Origin of the sequence: Algiphilus sp. (assembly GCF_023145115.1) — a bacterium.
Lineage (GTDB): Bacteria > Pseudomonadota > Gammaproteobacteria > Nevskiales > Nevskiaceae > Algiphilus.
In genome coordinates this window covers 103212-117984 of the sequence record NZ_JAGLEJ010000001.1, presented here as the reverse complement: position 1 = coordinate 117984, position 14773 = coordinate 103212, and the positions used below count along the sequence as shown (strand labels likewise).

Genomic DNA, 14773 nt, shown 5'->3' with positions numbered 1-14773 from the left:
GCGCGATGAAGGACGTCGGCGGCAAGCCCGAATCCTTCCGCACCGCCCGCGCGCAGGCCACGCTGCGCATGCCGTCGCACTGCGTCGAGCTGCTGCGCAGCGGCGAGACCGAGAAGGGCGACCCGCTCGCCACTTCGCGCGTCGCCGGCATCCTCGCCGCCAAGCGCACCGACGAGATCCTGCCGCTGTGCCATCCGCTGCCGCTGCAGCGGGCGGAGGTCACCTTCGCGCTCGGTGACGGCGAAGTGGTCGTGACCGCGGTCGCCGAGACCATCGCCCCCACCGGCGTCGAGATGGAGGCGCTGACCGCGGCCGCGGTCAGCGCGCTGTGCCTCTACGACATGCTCAAGCCGTATGCCGACCAGTCCGAGCTGGCGCTGACCGACGCGCACCTGGTCGAGAAGACCGGCGGCAAGTCCCACTTTCCGCGCCGGCTGGCGGCGCCGGTGGGCGCGGCCGTGCTGGCGGTGGCCGGCGAGCCCGCGCAGGCCTCGGCCGAGGCGGTGGTCGACGCCCTCGGCGCGGCCGGCTTCGAGCCGGTGACCCGGCACATCGTCGGCAACGCCGGCGGCGAGCTGCACGACGCCATCGCCGCGGAACGCGACAACGGCACCGCGCTGATCGTGACCGTGGGCGGCACCGGCCTCGGCCATACCGACATCGCGGTCGACACCGCGCAGCACTTCATCACCACCGAGCTGCCCGGCCTGATCGAGACTGCGCGCGTGTTCGGGCAGCGCCGCGACCCGGGCGCCATGCTGGTGCGCGGGGTCGCCGGCCTGGCGCACGACAGCGTGCTGATCACCCTGTCCGGCGAGCGCGCCCGCGCCGATGAGGCGCTGGCGGCGCTGATGCCGGGGCTGATCGGATTGCTCGGTCTGCGTGGCGGCAGCGCCGTGCAGGGGTAGCGTTGCGGCTCATGGAAGGCTTTGCCGAGCCACAGATCTCACAGATTGACACGGATCTTTCCTGATTCTGGTAGCGCTGACTCTGTCAGCGCTACCAGCGGAAATCCCGAGAATCTGTGAAATCTGTGGCTAGAAAGTGGTCACGCGGTCACCGGCGCGTGCTCCGCCGCCTCAGTCCTCCTCGACCGCGATCTCCGGAAACTGGCTGCCGGCCTCGGTGGTGAGCGCGGACAGGCGCGCGGTCATGCGCAGCGCGATGCTGCGGTAGCGCTGCGCGGTCTCGCCTTCGGGGTCGGCGATGACGGTGGGCCGGCCGCTGTCGGCGTGCTCGCGGATGCGGATGTCGAGCGGCAGCGCGCCCAGCATGGGCACGCCGTAGTCACTGGCCACGCGCTCGCCGCCGCCGGCGCCGAAGATGTGCTCCTCGTGCCCGCAGTTCGAGCAGACGTGCATCGACATGTTCTCGACGATGCCCAGCACCGGCACGCTGACCTTGTTGAACATCTGCAGGCCCTTGCGGGCGTCCAGCGTCGCGATGTCCTGCGGTGTGGTGACGATGATGGCGCCGGCCAGCGGCACGCGCTGGGACAGCGTCAGCTGGATGTCGCCGGTGCCCGGCGGCATGTCGATGATGAGGTAGTCGAGGTCCTGCCAGCTGGTATCGTTGAGCATCTGCTGCAGGGCCTGCGAGACCATCGGGCCGCGCCACACCATGGGCTGCTCCTCGTCGATGAGGTAGCCGATGGACATCGACTGCACGCCGTGACTGCGCATGGGTTCGAAGGTCTTGTCCGGGCGCGTCTTGGGCGTGCCCTGCGCACCGAGCATGCGCGGCTGGCTGGGGCCGTAGATGTCGGCGTCCAGCATGCCCACCGAGGCGCCCTCGGCGGCCAGCGCCAGCGTCAGGTTGGCCGCCACGGTGGACTTGCCGACGCCGCCCTTGGCCGAGGACACCGCGATGATGTTGCGCACCGACTTCAGGCGCTCGACGTTCTGCTGCGCGGCATAGGAACCGATGACCGGGTGCAGGTGGATCTCGGCCCGCTCGACTTCGGGCAGCGCCTCGACGGCGGCGCGCAGCTCGCCGATCAGCGACTGCGCCAGATGGCCGACCGGAAAGCCGACCTCGAGGTCGGCGGTGACGTGCCCGCCGTCGATGTGCAGCTCGCGGACAGTGCCGGCGTAGCGCAGCGCGTCGTCGATGAGCGCGTTGCGGTGTCCGAGAAGGGTGTCTTCGATGCGTTGACGGAGGTCGTCGCTCATGATGCCGCTCGTGCCGTGGAAGGCGTCTGCATGCCGGCGCACGCTGCCACAGTGCTGCCGCCTCTGCAGACGGGCCGCGCAGAATATCGCGTTCGCGCGGTACCACGCGTCCCGCACGATCCGCGACAATGCCGGTCCACCGGGGAGCGGGCGCGGCCGCACGCCGTGCCCGGCATCGTCTTCCGTTCCGGCCCGAGGTCCGCCATGTCCATCCAGCAGCATCTCGACGCGCTCCGTGCCCGCATCGCCGAGGTCACGCCCGGCGAAGCGCAGACGCTGCGCGGACAGGGCGCGGCGCTGATCGATGTGCGCGAGGCCGACGAGATCGCCCAGGGCACCGCCGACGGCGCCGCCGCCATCACGCGCGGCTATCTGGAGCTGCGCGTGGCGGACGCGGTGCCGGACACCGGCACCACCGTGCTGCTGATGTGCGGCTCGGGCAGCCGCTCGCTGCTGGCGGCCGATGATCTGCGCCGCATGGGCTACGAGGACGTGCGCTCGGTCGCGGGCGGCTTCAATCGCTGGAAGGACGAGGGTCTGCCGGTGGCGGTGCCGGCGCTGGCCGACGCCGAGGCGCGCCAGCGCTACGCCCGCCAGATCGTCCTGCCCGAGCTCGGCGAGCGCGGCCAGGCGGCGCTGTCGCGCGCGCGCATCGCCATCATCGGTGCCGGCGGGCTGGGCTCGCCGGCGGCGCTCTATCTGGCCGCGGCCGGGGTCGGCACCATCGGGCTGGTCGACCACGACCGGGTCGACCGCAGCAATCTGCACCGGCAGGTGCTGCACCGCGACGACCGCGTCGGCATGGCGAAGACGGCATCGGCGCGCGCCACGCTGGAAGCGCTCAACCCGCGCGTGGCCGTGCACACCCACGAAACGCGCCTGTCCGCCGACAACGTCGAGGACGTGCTCGGCGGCTACGACATCGTGGTCGACGGATCGGACAATTTCCCGACCCGCTATCTGGTCAACGACGCCTGCATCCGGCTCGGCCTGCCCAACGTCTATGGCGCGGTCGAGCGCTTCGAGGGCCAGGTGGCGGTGTTCGGCGCCGGCGGCCGGCCGTGCTACCGCTGCCTGTTCCCGGAGCCGCCGCCGCCGGAGGCGGCGCCGCCGTGCAGCGAGGCCGGCGTGCTCGGCGTCGTGCCCGGCGTGGTGGGCATGCTGCAGGCGCTGGAGGCGCTGAAGCTGGCGGCCGGCTTCGGCGAGCCGCTGATCGGCAAGCTCCTGCTCTTCGATGCGCACCGCAGCCGCATGCGCACGCTTGCCCTGCAGGCAGCCGACGACTGCGCCTACTGCGCGCCGGGCAGATCCTTCCCGGGCTACATCGACTACGAGCGCTTCTGCGGCGCCCCCGGTGCCTGAACGCGCCGCGATCACCGGGGTGATCCTCGCCGGCGGCGCCGGGCGTCGCGTTGGCGGCGCCGACAAGGGCCTGCTGCCGCTCGCCGGTCGCCCCATGGTGGCCTGGGTCATCGATGCGCTGCGTCCGCAGGTGGGCGCGCTGCTGCTGGGCGTCAACCGCTCGCGGGATGCCTACGACACCTTCGGCCTGCCGCTGGTCGGCGATGCGCACGACGGCTTCGCCGGGCCGCTGGCCGGCGTGCACGCGGCGCTGGCCGCGGCGGGCACCGACTTCGTGCTGACCGCACCCTGCGACACGCCGCGGCTGCCGGCCGATCTCGTCGTACGTCTCGGCCACGCCCTCGACGCCGGCGGCGCCGATATCGCGGTGGCGGTCGCGGGCGGCCGGCTGCATCCGGTGCACGCGCTCATGCGCCGCACGCTGGCCGGGGACGCGCACGCCGCGCTGCGTGACGGCGCGCGCCGGCTCGATGCCTGGCAGGCGCGGCATCGGGTCGTGCAGGTACCCTTCGACGATGCCGGTGCCTTCACCAACATCAACACGCTGGCCGAGCGCGATGCGCTGGCGGCCGGGATGGCAATCTGACCGTACCTTCGGCGCACTCCCTTCTCCCCGTCGGGGAGAAGGGCCGGGGGTGAGGGGGCCGCGCGCAGGGCGGAGGACCCGGCCCGGGTCGTCGGCTGATGCCGGTATCCCGTCTCCGAGGGCAGCGACCGCCGCACGGCACACCCTGGCAGTGTCACCCCGAGGCGGGCCTATCGACACCATGACACTGGAGATGCATCGCTCATGACCGGCAACGCTTCGCTCGACCCCTGCCACGAACCGCAGACGCAGGCGCTGGTGCTCGACGAGGCGCGTGCGCGCATCCTGTCCGCCGTGGCGCCGGTCGGCGAGACCGAGCGCGTGGCGCTGGCGGATGCATGCCAGCGCGTACTCGCCGAAGTGGTGACTGCGCGCGCCGACGTGCCGGCGCATACCAACTCGGCGATGGACGGCTACGCCCTGCGCGCGGCCGATGCCGCCACGCCCGGCACGCGGCTGCGCCCGGTCGGCGAGAGCTTCGCCGGGCATCCCTTCGCCGGCACCGTGGGTGCCGGCGAATGCGTGCGCATCATGACCGGCGCGGTGCTACCCGACGGTGCCGACAGCGTCGTCATGCAGGAGCGCGCCACCGTGCACGAGGACGGCGTGGCCTTCGATAAGGCGCCGGCCGAAGGCGACAACGTGCGTCCGGCGGGCGAGGACATTGCGCGCGGCGCCACCGTGCTGGCGCCCGGTCGCTGGCTGACGCCGGCCGACATCGGCCTGCTCGCGTCGGTGGGCGCCGGCGAGGTGAGCGTCCACCGACGGCTGCGGGTGGCGCTGTTCTCGACCGGTGACGAGCTGCAGCCGGTGGGGCAGGCGCTGGGGCCCGGCGACATCCACGACAGCAATCGCTACACCCTGCGCGCGCTGCTCGACGGCCTCGGCGTGATCGTGCACGACCTCGGCATCGTGCGCGATACGCTCGAGGCGCTGGAGGACGCCTTCGCGCGCGCCGCGGGCTGCGACGCGCTGATCACCAGCGGCGGCGTATCGGTGGGCGAGGCCGACTTCGTGCTCGACGCGCTGCGCCGCCGCGGCGATGTCGGCTTCTGGAAGGTGGCGATGAAGCCCGGCAAGCCGCTGGCCTTCGGGCGGCTCGATGCGGCGCTGTTCTTCGGCCTGCCGGGCAATCCGGTATCGGCCATGGTCACCTTCATGCAGCTGGTGCGGCCGGCGCTCATCCGGCTGGCCGGCGCCGAGCCGGCGCCGCCGCTGCGGGTGCCGCTACCGCTGGCGGCGCCGGTGCGCAAGGCGCCGGGGCGTGCCGAGTTCCAGCGCGCGCGCCTGCTGCCCGGGGCGAACGGCATGGCGGTCGAGCCGCTTGGCCACCAGGGCTCCGGCGTGTTGCGCTCGATGAGCCTTGCCGACTGCTTCATTGTGCTCGACGCCGACTGCGGTGATCTCGACGCCGGCGCCGTGGTCAGTGTCGAGCCCTTCGCGCAGCCGGTGGGTGCGTGATGGCTGCGCGGGAACTGCAGCTTGGCGCAGATTCGAGCAAGCGATAGAACCACAGATTTCACAGATTCTGGGGATGGTTTACTGGTGGCGCTGACGAAGTCAGCGCACACCAGAACCGGAAAAGAATCTGTGGAATCTGTGGTTCCCCGCCGTTTTGAATCTGCGCAATCTGCGGTTCCCGTCACAGGGCCGCCGAGGCACGGATATCATCGCGATCCGGCAGGCAGGACTCCCGAACCATGCGCGTGACCATCGAGTGCTACGGCATCTTCCGCTCGCTGTGCGGCGGCGACGAGTACCCGATCGAGGTCGCCGGTGACGACGTAACCGTCGCCGCCGTGCTCGACGCGCTGGCTGCCGAGGTTCCGGGGACGGCCGACCACCTGCCGCGCACCGCCTGCGCGCTCGGCTATCGCCTGGTGGAGCGCGACGAGACCATTGCCGACGGCGCGCGCGTGGCGCTGATCCCGCCAGTCAGCGGTGGCTGAGCCTCACTGCGCGAAGCGGTACTGCAGCCCGATCTGCGCGCTGAGCGGCAGACCGGGGCGCGCGCCGAAGGGCCGCCGCGAGACGATGTAGTCGTCGTCGAGCAGATTGTCGATGCGGCCGGTCACGGTGAGCGACGGCAGCACGTCCCAGCTCGCCGACAGATCGACCACCGTGAACGCATCGGTGCCCTCGCTGGGCGGGATGGGGCCGGCGCCGGCGGTGTCGCGCATTGCGGACTGGTAGGTCACCGACAGACCGATGTCCCAGGCATCGGCGCTCAGGCCGACGCGCGCGTTGCCGCGGTGCTCCGGCACATAGGGCAGCTCGAAGCCGGGTTCCACGTTGCCGTACTGCGGGTTCGGCGAGGTGAAGGCGTCGCGGAACTCGGTGGCGGTGTAGGTGTAGGTCAGCGCCACCGGGAAGCGCAGCGCGCCGCCGGTCGGGAAGCTGCGCTCCCAGCCGGCCTCGACGCCCTCGATGTCGACGCGGCCGGCGTTGATCTGCTGGTCGAGGTCGGCATTGCCGCAGCCGGACGAGAAGGTGCACACCGCGGTCAGGTTGCTGTAGTCGCTGTAGAAGCCGACGACCTCGATGCGGCCGAGCGCGTCGCCATCCCAGCGCACCCCCGCCTCCCAGTTGACCGCCTCCTCGGGTTCGACGTTCTCCTGCGGCCCGGGCGTGGCCGGCGAGAATCCCTTGTGCACGCCGGCGAGCAGCGTAAGCGCGTCGCTCACCGCGTAGTTCGCGCCGAAGCCGGGCAGGACCTCGGTGTAGTCGTCCTTCGACGACACCTCGTTGAGGCGGTCGGTGAAGGTGACGCTGATGGATTCGATGCGCACGCCCGGGACGATGGTCCAGTCACCGACCAGGATCTCGTCGCGCAGCCACAGCGCTACCGCATCGGCATGGCCGGTGTTGTCGGCGGTGATGGTGCGGGTGGCGTCCTTGCGCTGCGGACGGCCGCCGGTCATCTCGTAGGCGAATTCGTCGTGGTCGCGGCGGATGCGGTCGCTGTGCACGCGCAGGCCGGTCTCGAACAGGTGCTCCACGGCCGGGCCGGTGGCGAACTGCCAGCGCATGCTGCCCTGCACGCCGGTCGAGACGAACTCGCGCGCATTGGTGCCGATGCGCAGGTCGTCGGCGTCGTTGGCGGGGTCGCCGTCGCGGGCGCCGGTCAGGGTGTCGTAGAGCACCCGGTTGAAGGCCTCGTCGGGGTTGGCGAGCACGTCGCGCACGTCGGCGCTGCGGAAGTTGTTGAACTTGCGCCACGCGCGGTCGAAGGTGTTGCGATAGCCCACCACGTCGAGCTCGCCGCCGAGCAGCGGCTGGCTCCAGCCCAGGCGCAGGCCGGTCCAGTCCCAGTCGAAGCGGTCCTCGGCGCTGCCGGCGTAGCGGCGGTACGGCGTGGCGTCGAAGTCGGCGTCGGTCAGGCCGAGGTAGGTCTCGTCCGACACCTCGTCGGCGTAGCCGAAGCGCACACGCAGCGTGCCCGGACCCACGTCGTAGGCGCCCTTGAGCAGCAGCTCGTTCTTGTCGAATCCGGTATCGCCGCCGCCGTCGAGCTTCTTGAAGCCGTCGCTGCCCAGGTGCACGACCTCCGCGAGCAGGCCCAGCGGGCCCCGGGTGGTGCCGCCGCGCGCGTGCAGGCGCCGGTAGCCGTCGCTGCCGCCGGCGAGCTCGGCCATCGCGCGCGTGCCTTCCGGAATCGGTGCCGACAGCAGGTTGATGGCGCCGCCCACGGTCTGCGGCCCGAACTGGATGGCCGACGGCCCCTTGAAGACCTCGACGCCGGTCATGCGGGTGGTCAGCGGGAAGTAGTAGGCCGCCGGCGCCGAGTACGGCGCCGGTGCGATCAGCACGCCGTCCTCCATCAGCGTGATCTTCTGGCTGCGGTCGGAGCTGCCGCCGCGCAGGCCGATGTTGGGGCGAAGGCCGTAGCCGTCCTCCTCACGCACGTAGACGCCCGGAACCTGACCGAGCACGCGGTTGATGTCGTCGTACTGGTACTGCTCCAGCGTGGCGGCGTCGACCCGGTGCGCCGAGCCGGTGATGCGGCCCAGATCGGCCTCGGTGCCGAGGATGGTGATGGTGTCGAGCAGCAGGTCGTCGTCACCGGCCTCGTTCCGGTCGGCTGCGTCGGCCATCGCGGCGAAGGGCGCGGCGATGCAGCAGGCGAGCAGCAGGTGCGGGTGGAATGCAGTCATGGCGGGTAGGTTCCGTCGGTGGGGCGTGCTAGCGCGCCGCGCTCAGGCGAAGGGTGCGCTGCAGTGGGGGTGGTTGCGTCGGCGCGTCGGTGATCCAGTGCGCTTCGGCAATGCCGTCGTCGATGGCGGCGAGGTTCGCTTCGGGGTCGATCAGCGGCGCGGCAGCGCGCCCGTTGAGCGACACGCGTGCGTCGGCACGGACCGCGACCGGTCCCAGGCCGCGGGCGTTGAAGTCATCCCGGATGTGGTGGGCGAGCTGCAGGATCAGGTCGGGCTGCCCCACCATCTCGCGGTACTGCAGCTCGGTGAGATAGTCGTGCGGGCTCACGACCACGGTGCGGCCGTCGGCCAGCGCGACGCGGTAGGCCAGCGAGCCCGCCTTCTCGCGCAGCATCACCCGCCACGAGAAGCGCATGCCCTGCTCGTGCCACAGCACGGTGTCGGGGTAGGCCCAGTGCCGCAGCGGCAGCAGGACCTGGATCAGGCAGAAGCCGGCGACCGCGATGGCGAAGGCCGCGCCCGCCGGTCGCCAGCCCGTTGCCGGCGCGGGCGGCGGCGCCGGACGGCGCGCCGCCGTTCGCCCGCACAGTCGTCGCCAGCCGGTGATCCAGCGCCGCGGCCAGTCCGGCTCGAAGAACACCAGCACCGCGAACACCATGATGAACGGGAACAGCCCGATCGCGAAGAACAGGTGCGTGAACAGGTGAAAGACCACGATCACCGCGAAGGCGAAGGGCCGTGTCACGCGCCACAGCATGAAGCCGATGATGGTGGTGTCGAAGACGAAGGCGAACCACGAGAAGGCGTAGTGCACCCAGGTGTCGTCGAGGAAGGGGCCGAGCAGCGGCATGCCCGACAGCGGCGGCAGCCAGATGTTGAGCGGCTGGGCGTGCAGCAGCCAGTCGGTCTCGAACTTGGCGAGGCCGGCGAAGATGTAGAGCACGCCGACCTGGAAGCGCAGCCACCCGGTCTGCCATGCCGGCAGCGTGTCCCGGCGCAGCGCCGGTCGCCGCCAGGCATCCACCGACCACGCCCGGTGCGGCGACAGCACGCACAGGATCAGCGCCAGCAGGCTGACGAAGTAGTAGTGGTTGAGGTAGTAGGTGACATCCATCAGCTCCGCGTAGGTGAACAGGCACCAGAACGCGACGATGGCGATGCGGTAGAACGCACCCAGCGCGACCAGCGCCGCGCTCAGCGCGATGCCGCCGTAGAGCAGATAGAGCCCGGTGGCGCCGGGCACGGTCACCCACTCGAAACCCCAGTACTTGAAGTGGAAACCGGGCGCGATGTAGAGCTGCTCGATCCAGCCGCAGGCCATGAAGCGCAGCGTGCCGACGAACATCAGCCCGCCGAAGAGCATGCGGAACACCGCCAGCGCGGCGATGTCCAGCGGCTGGTTCAGCCGTCGGTGCAGGCTCTGCATGCGTGTCACGGCGCAGCGGGTCAGTCGTTGTCGCCGGCGGCGGCGTTGGGCGTGGCCAGCGACAGCGCCGCGACGATGGGGCCGCGGAAGGTGTCCATGGCGCGCCTGATATAGCCATGCAGGGCGCAGGCCGGCACGCCGCCGCCGTCCGGATTGGCGCTGGCGTTGATGCAGGCCTCGTTGCTCGGGATGGCGAGCACGGCGGCATCGAAGCCCGCTTCCAGCGCGTCGAGCTGCGCCAGCGTGTCGTCGAGCTCGGCGATCACCTCGTCGGCGAGATCGTCGCGGCCGATGCCGCGCAGCAGGTCGTTCACGCCCATGCCGTCTTCGACGCCGGTGAAGACGTCGCGGAACACCGCGAGATTGGCGCGGATGTTGGCGCCCGAGGTCATCGACAGCCGCGATTCCAGCCGCTCGGGGCAGTTGGCGTCGCCGCAGGGATCGACGCCGGTGGCGCCGATACCGGTGGGACCGGCGATCTTGCGGTCCTTGGTTTCCTTCTCGACGTAGAACAGCGCCACCGACAGCGCGTCCAGTGCGGCCTGCGGCCGCATGTAGGTTCCGCTGCCCGCGCCGGCGCTCGACCATTCCGACAGGAAGTCGTCGCCGTCGGGTGACCAGCGCGCGACCAGCTCGCCGGCGGTGGCGGCAATGGTGTCGGTGACCCGCTCGGCGTACTGCGCGCGCTTGGCGGCGAGATCGGCGCCGTCCGGCGGCGGGCAGTCCGGGTTGACGCCCTCGAAGAACAGCAGATACTCCAGCGCACCGAGCCCGCGGATGGTGATGGCGGTGTTCTCGTCGACGGCGGCATCGTCGAGCGCGGCCTGGTCGATGGAGCACGGCGTGCGGAACGGGTAGGTGTAGATCCGGTCGCGCAGGCCGGCGCCACCCGGCGTCGCGTCGAGGCCGGTGTTGCGGCCTGCCGGACCGACCTGCAGCGCCTCGTTGCGCTGCCAGCGCTGCATGGCGGCGCGCCAGGCGGCGCGCGCTTCGTCCAGCGCCTGTGCCTGCGCCGGTGCAGCTGCGTGGGCGGTGACTGCCGACTGCAGCGTGTCGGCGGACTCCTCGAACGCGCGCAGCGACGGCAGGATGATGCCGGCGCCGATGTCGGCGAGCACGGCCCTGCGCGCGTCGTCTCCGATCAGATCGCCGCCGCCCGGCTCGCCGTCGTCGCCGGACCCGAAGTCGCGGTAGTCGTCGGACGGACATCCCGTCAGCAGGAAGGCAAGCGCGAGCGCGGGGAGGGAGCGGAATCGGGACAACGTCATGGCGCGTTACTCGGGTTCGGTTGGAGCGGGCGGGCCGGCGGGCAGCGGATGTCCGCCGGGCGGTCCGTTCGGGACGGCGCCGCGACGGCGACGGTCGTGGTTGTACGTGCCTCCCGCGCGCGGCGGAGCAGGCGTCTATCGCGCATCGAATAGCAACTCGCTATCAATACCATTTGACAATCTAATGACCTTCGGGCAAAAAGTGAATCCCCATACACATGAGAAGCGTTCTCGTTAAATCATGAACACTCGTACAAACAACCCGATCTGGGCCGCTGCGCTGCTGCCCGTGATGCTGGTCGCCTGCAGCGACAGCAACAACAATGGCGGCTCTTCGCCGGACCCTGAGCCGTCGATCAGCATCGTTCAGCGCGACTCGGCCGATGCCAACGGCATCAACGGCATCGTCCACGCCAGCAGCGGCATATACGCCATCGGTTACAGCGACCAGGAGGACGACCGCACCGTCATCCTCGGCTACAACGACGACGGCAGCGTCAACACCGATTTCGGGACCGACGGCGTCCTGAGCCTCAATATCAAGGATGGTGGCGACGAGGTGCCCTACGGCATCGTCGAGCTCGCCGACGGCGATCTCCTGTTCGTCGTCAACGCGGCCGATGGCGAGTCCGGCCAGAGTGTCTATCTGGTGCGACTCGACGCCGACAGCGACTTCGCCATCGACGCCGGCTACGGCGACGACGGTGGCGCCGGCAGCGGCCTCGCGGCCGGCGTACAGGAGGTCGTCTTCGGCTGGGCGAACGCGGACAACGGTGCCTTCCCGGACGGCGCCCCGAGCGACACCGCCTACGATCTCCTGCTCGATACCACCGGTGACGAGGAGCGTGTCGTGGTCAACGGCTACGGTCCCGCTGCCAACGGCGAGACCTTCGGTGGTGCCCAGGCCACCGACCGCGATCGCTACGTCACGCGCCTGATGGCCGACGACGGCACGGTCGACGCCGGTTTCAGCGGCGGCGCAGCCTTTGCCTACAGCACGCCCCGCGGCGAGAACAGCACCGACAACGCGCGCCGCGCCAGCCTGGAGGCCGACGGCAGCATCCTCAGCGTCGGCTACACGAACTTCGGTGACGGCCAGAGCAATCACGTCGTGCTCATCAAGCTCAGCCCGGACGGCTCCCTGGACACCGACTTCGGCGGGTTCGTGGTGCCGGCTCCGCCGGCCATCCCTGCCCAGGACGGGGTCGCGATCTTCAATCCGTTCCGGGCAGCCGGTGGCTTCGCCGAGGCTTACGCCGCCGTCGCGCAGTCCGACGGCGACTACGTCACCACCGGCTACGGCCGTGCCAACGCCGGCACCGCTCCGGATACCGGTCCGCTGTCCGTCTACGACGACACCGACGAGAACGACCTGGTCGCCTTCCGCGTGCTCGATGGCACGGGCATCGATCCGGACTACGGCAATCCCGACGCGCCCGGTACGCAGGCCATCCAGTCCGAGGGCACCGACCCGGCCGACGCCGAGGAGATCTCCACCGAGGAGCGTGGCCGCGACATGGTGATGCTGCCCGACGACCGCAGCGTGCACGTCGGCTACTACGGCGGCGTGCCGGCGATCTACGTGCTCACCGCGGACGGCGAGCTCGACACTTCGGTGGACGACGACGGCCTGATCCTGCTGCCGCACGACGAGGTCACCAACACCGGCACGGCGGTCGAGCAGCAGTTCTTCACCGCCGAGCTGTCGGCCGACGGCAAGCTGGCGACCGGCACCCGCGCCAACGATCCGGCCGGCGTCCGCTTCGTGCTGATCGACGGTCTGAGCGACTAGAGACCCGCGTCAGCGCGGCGATCATCGCGCCGGCCCGTCGCCAACGCGGCGGGCCGGCGTTCTCGTTCAGGGTGGTGCCGGCGGCGGTCTCAGCCGCCGATGTAGGACATCTCCACCTTCGCGTCGCCGGTGGTCTCGCTGCTGCGCTGTTCCGAGTAGCGGTCCGCGCGCGCGCCCCAGATGCCGTGCAGGGTCTCGCGGATGGTGTCGTCCGAGCGGCCGTCGCGCAGCAGCGCCCGCAGATCGTGGCCGCGGCTGCCGAAGAGGCAGGTGAAGAGCTGTCCCTCGGCCGACAGCCGGGCGCGCGTGCACCCGCCGCAGAAGGGCTGCGTGACCGAGGCGATGACGCCGATCTCGCCGGTGCCGTCGGCGAAGCGCCAGCGGTTGGCGGTCTCGCCCGGATAGTTCGGCGCCACCGCCTCCAGCGGCCAGCGCGCGTGGATGCGTTCGACGATCTCCGCGGCCGGCACGACCTCGTCGAGGCGCCAGCCGTTGGTGGTGCCGACGTCCATGTACTCGATGAAGCGCAGGATGCAGCCGGTCCCGCGGAAGTGCGCGGCGAGCGGCTCGATCTGGTCGTCGTTGACGCCGCGCTGCACCACCACGTTGATCTTCACCGGCCCCAGCCCGGCGGCCTGCGCGTGCTCCACGGCGCGCAGCACCGGTGCGACCGGAAAGCGGACGTCGTTGATGCGCTGGAAGACGCCGTCGTCGATGGCGTCGAGGCTGACCGTGATGCGGCCCAGGCCGGAATCGGCCAGCGCCTTCGCGCGTTTCGCGCCGAGCAGCGAGCCGTTGGTGGTGAGGCTGATGTCGGTGATGCCCGGGATGCGCGCGAGCTTGGCGATCAGCGTCTCCAGGTCGCGGCGCAGCAGCGGCTCGCCGCCGGTCAGGCGCAGCTTGCGCACGCCCAGCTCGGCGAACAGCCGGCCCAGACGCTCGATCTCCTCGAAGCGGAGCAGGTGCGAGCGCGGCAGGAAGGCGTGCTCGCTGCCGAAGCGCTCGCGCGGCATGCAGTAGGTGCAGCGGAAGTTGCAGCGGTCGGTCAGCGAGATGCGCAGGTCGCGCAGCGGCCGCCCGAGGGCGTCCGGAATCTGCGTGAGCGGTAGGACATCGGCTGGCTGCACGGGCGCGGCACGGCTGCGGAACGACCTCCCAGTATCGCACGCGCCTCGGCGTGCCCGGCAACGCCTCAGCTGACGGCCAGGAACTGCTCGACCAGCGCCAGCAGCTCGGGCAGGTCGCGCACCACTGCGTGCGGCGCGTAGGGGTGACGCACGGTCTGCGGGAAGATGTGGTCGATCCAGTCCTGATCCCAGCCGGCGCCGTTGTAGAAGATCGGCGTGACGCCGGCGCGCGCCGCCGAGATCACGTCGGTGGTGCTGTCGCCGATGTACCAGCAGCCGAGGTTCGGTTCCGCGTCGAGGTCGGCCAGCGCCTTGAGGATGAGGTCCGGCTCGGGCTTGCGGTGGGCCACGTCGTCGCCGCAGGCCATGCAGTCGAAGAGATCCACCCAGCCGGTGCCGTCCACCGCGAAGATCTCGTGCGCCATGAACTGGCGGCTGCGGTTGGACAGCACGCCCAGCTGCAGGTCCCTGTCGCGCATCGCCTGCAGGTGCGTGCGCGCGTCGGGCTCGAGCGGATGGACCTCGCCGAAGACCTTGGCGTAGCTCGCGTCGAAGGCGGCGTGGATGATCTTCTTGGCCTCCTGGTCGGGGCCGAACAGCACCTCGAAGATGTCGGTGCGCGAGATCTTGCGTTCGGCGCGGATCTTGGGGTGCAGGCGCGCGTGTTCGCGCACGTACTTGACCAGCTTGGCGTCCTCGACGGTCTTGGAGTCCTCCGGCCTGAGCAGGCGCTCGACCAGGCCCAGCTCGGCCAGCCGGGGCAGCACGTCGTCGACCGCGTGGTACATGGCGTCGAGCGTGTCGACCAGCGTGGCGTGCCAGTCGAACAGCAGGATGCGGGGCGGTGCGTGCGGCAGCTGGAGGATGCTCATGATGGACCCAGCATG

12 protein-coding genes are annotated in these 14773 nt (G+C 70.8%); 6 read left to right on the top strand and 6 right to left on the bottom strand.

All coding sequences use genetic code 11. From position 1 onward, the window contains the following. Nucleotides 1–5: 5 nt before the first annotated feature. Nucleotides 6–908 (top strand): cyclic pyranopterin monophosphate synthase MoaC, encoded by a 903-nt coding sequence (locus KAH28_RS00495; RefSeq protein ID WP_290573836.1) that lies wholly within the window; start codon nt 6–8, stop codon nt 906–908. Between the two features lie 171 nt (nt 909–1079). On the opposite strand, the gene apbC is transcribed toward KAH28_RS00495, so the two are convergent. Further along, nucleotides 1080–2171 (bottom strand): iron-sulfur cluster carrier protein ApbC, encoded by a 1092-nt coding sequence (apbC, locus tag KAH28_RS00490; RefSeq protein WP_290573835.1) that lies wholly within the window; start codon nt 2169–2171, stop codon nt 1080–1082. 204 nt (nt 2172–2375) lie between these two features. Between apbC and moeB the strand changes: the two genes are divergently transcribed. The 4 genes from moeB (at nt 2376) to KAH28_RS00470 (ending at nt 6068) form a co-directional block, all read left to right on the top strand. Next, the gene (moeB, locus tag KAH28_RS00485) at nt 2376–3533 is read left to right on the top strand and encodes a molybdopterin-synthase adenylyltransferase MoeB (protein WP_290573834.1); all 1158 of its coding nucleotides are present in this window, start codon (nt 2376–2378) and stop codon (nt 3531–3533) included. Beyond that, a complete protein-coding gene (gene mobA, locus KAH28_RS00480; protein WP_290573833.1) occupies nt 3526–4119 on the top strand; it encodes a molybdenum cofactor guanylyltransferase MobA in 594 nt (197 codons plus the stop codon). The genes moeB and mobA overlap by 8 nt, the downstream gene beginning before the upstream one ends. A gap of 204 nt (nt 4120–4323) precedes the next feature. Continuing rightward, the gene (gene glp, locus KAH28_RS00475) at nt 4324–5580 is read left to right on the top strand and encodes a gephyrin-like molybdotransferase Glp (protein ID WP_290573832.1); all 1257 of its coding nucleotides are present in this window, start codon (nt 4324–4326) and stop codon (nt 5578–5580) included. 239 nt (nt 5581–5819) lie between these two features. Further along, nucleotides 5820–6068 carry a MoaD/ThiS family protein gene (locus KAH28_RS00470; RefSeq protein ID WP_290573831.1) on the top strand — a complete coding sequence of 83 codons (249 nt, stop codon included), beginning with the start codon at nt 5820–5822 and terminating at the stop codon, nt 6066–6068. A 3-nt stretch (nt 6069–6071) separates the two neighbouring features. Here the strand turns inward: KAH28_RS00470 and KAH28_RS00465 are convergent, their stop codons facing one another. Genes KAH28_RS00465 through KAH28_RS00455 form a run of 3 tightly spaced genes read right to left on the bottom strand, consistent with a single transcriptional unit; the run spans nt 6072 to nt 10967 of the window. Continuing rightward, nucleotides 6072–8273 (bottom strand): TonB-dependent receptor, encoded by a 2202-nt coding sequence (locus KAH28_RS00465; RefSeq protein WP_290573830.1) that lies wholly within the window; start codon nt 8271–8273, stop codon nt 6072–6074. A gap of 28 nt (nt 8274–8301) precedes the next feature. After that, nucleotides 8302–9699 (bottom strand): HTTM domain-containing protein, encoded by a 1398-nt coding sequence (locus KAH28_RS00460; RefSeq protein ID WP_290573829.1) that lies wholly within the window; start codon nt 9697–9699, stop codon nt 8302–8304. 20 nt (nt 9700–9719) lie between these two features. Beyond that, complete coding sequence (locus tag KAH28_RS00455; protein ID WP_290573828.1) at nt 9720–10967, bottom strand: imelysin family protein; 1248 nt, start codon at nt 10965–10967, stop codon at nt 9720–9722. A gap of 241 nt (nt 10968–11208) precedes the next feature. Between KAH28_RS00455 and KAH28_RS00450 the strand changes: the two genes are divergently transcribed. Then, nucleotides 11209–12759: a hypothetical protein gene (locus KAH28_RS00450; RefSeq protein WP_290573827.1), complete on the top strand. Its 1551-nt coding sequence runs from the start codon at nt 11209–11211 to the stop codon at nt 12757–12759. A gap of 89 nt (nt 12760–12848) precedes the next feature. Here KAH28_RS00450 and moaA read toward each other — a convergent pair whose 3' ends face one another. Continuing rightward, the gene (gene moaA / locus KAH28_RS00445) at nt 12849–13886 is read right to left on the bottom strand and encodes a GTP 3',8-cyclase MoaA (protein ID WP_290573826.1); all 1038 of its coding nucleotides are present in this window, start codon (nt 13884–13886) and stop codon (nt 12849–12851) included. Between the two features lie 65 nt (nt 13887–13951). Beyond that, nucleotides 13952–14758, bottom strand: coding sequence for an HAD family hydrolase (locus KAH28_RS00440; protein ID WP_290573825.1), 807 nt, complete (start codon nt 14756–14758; stop codon nt 13952–13954). Nucleotides 14759–14773 lie beyond the last annotated feature (15 nt).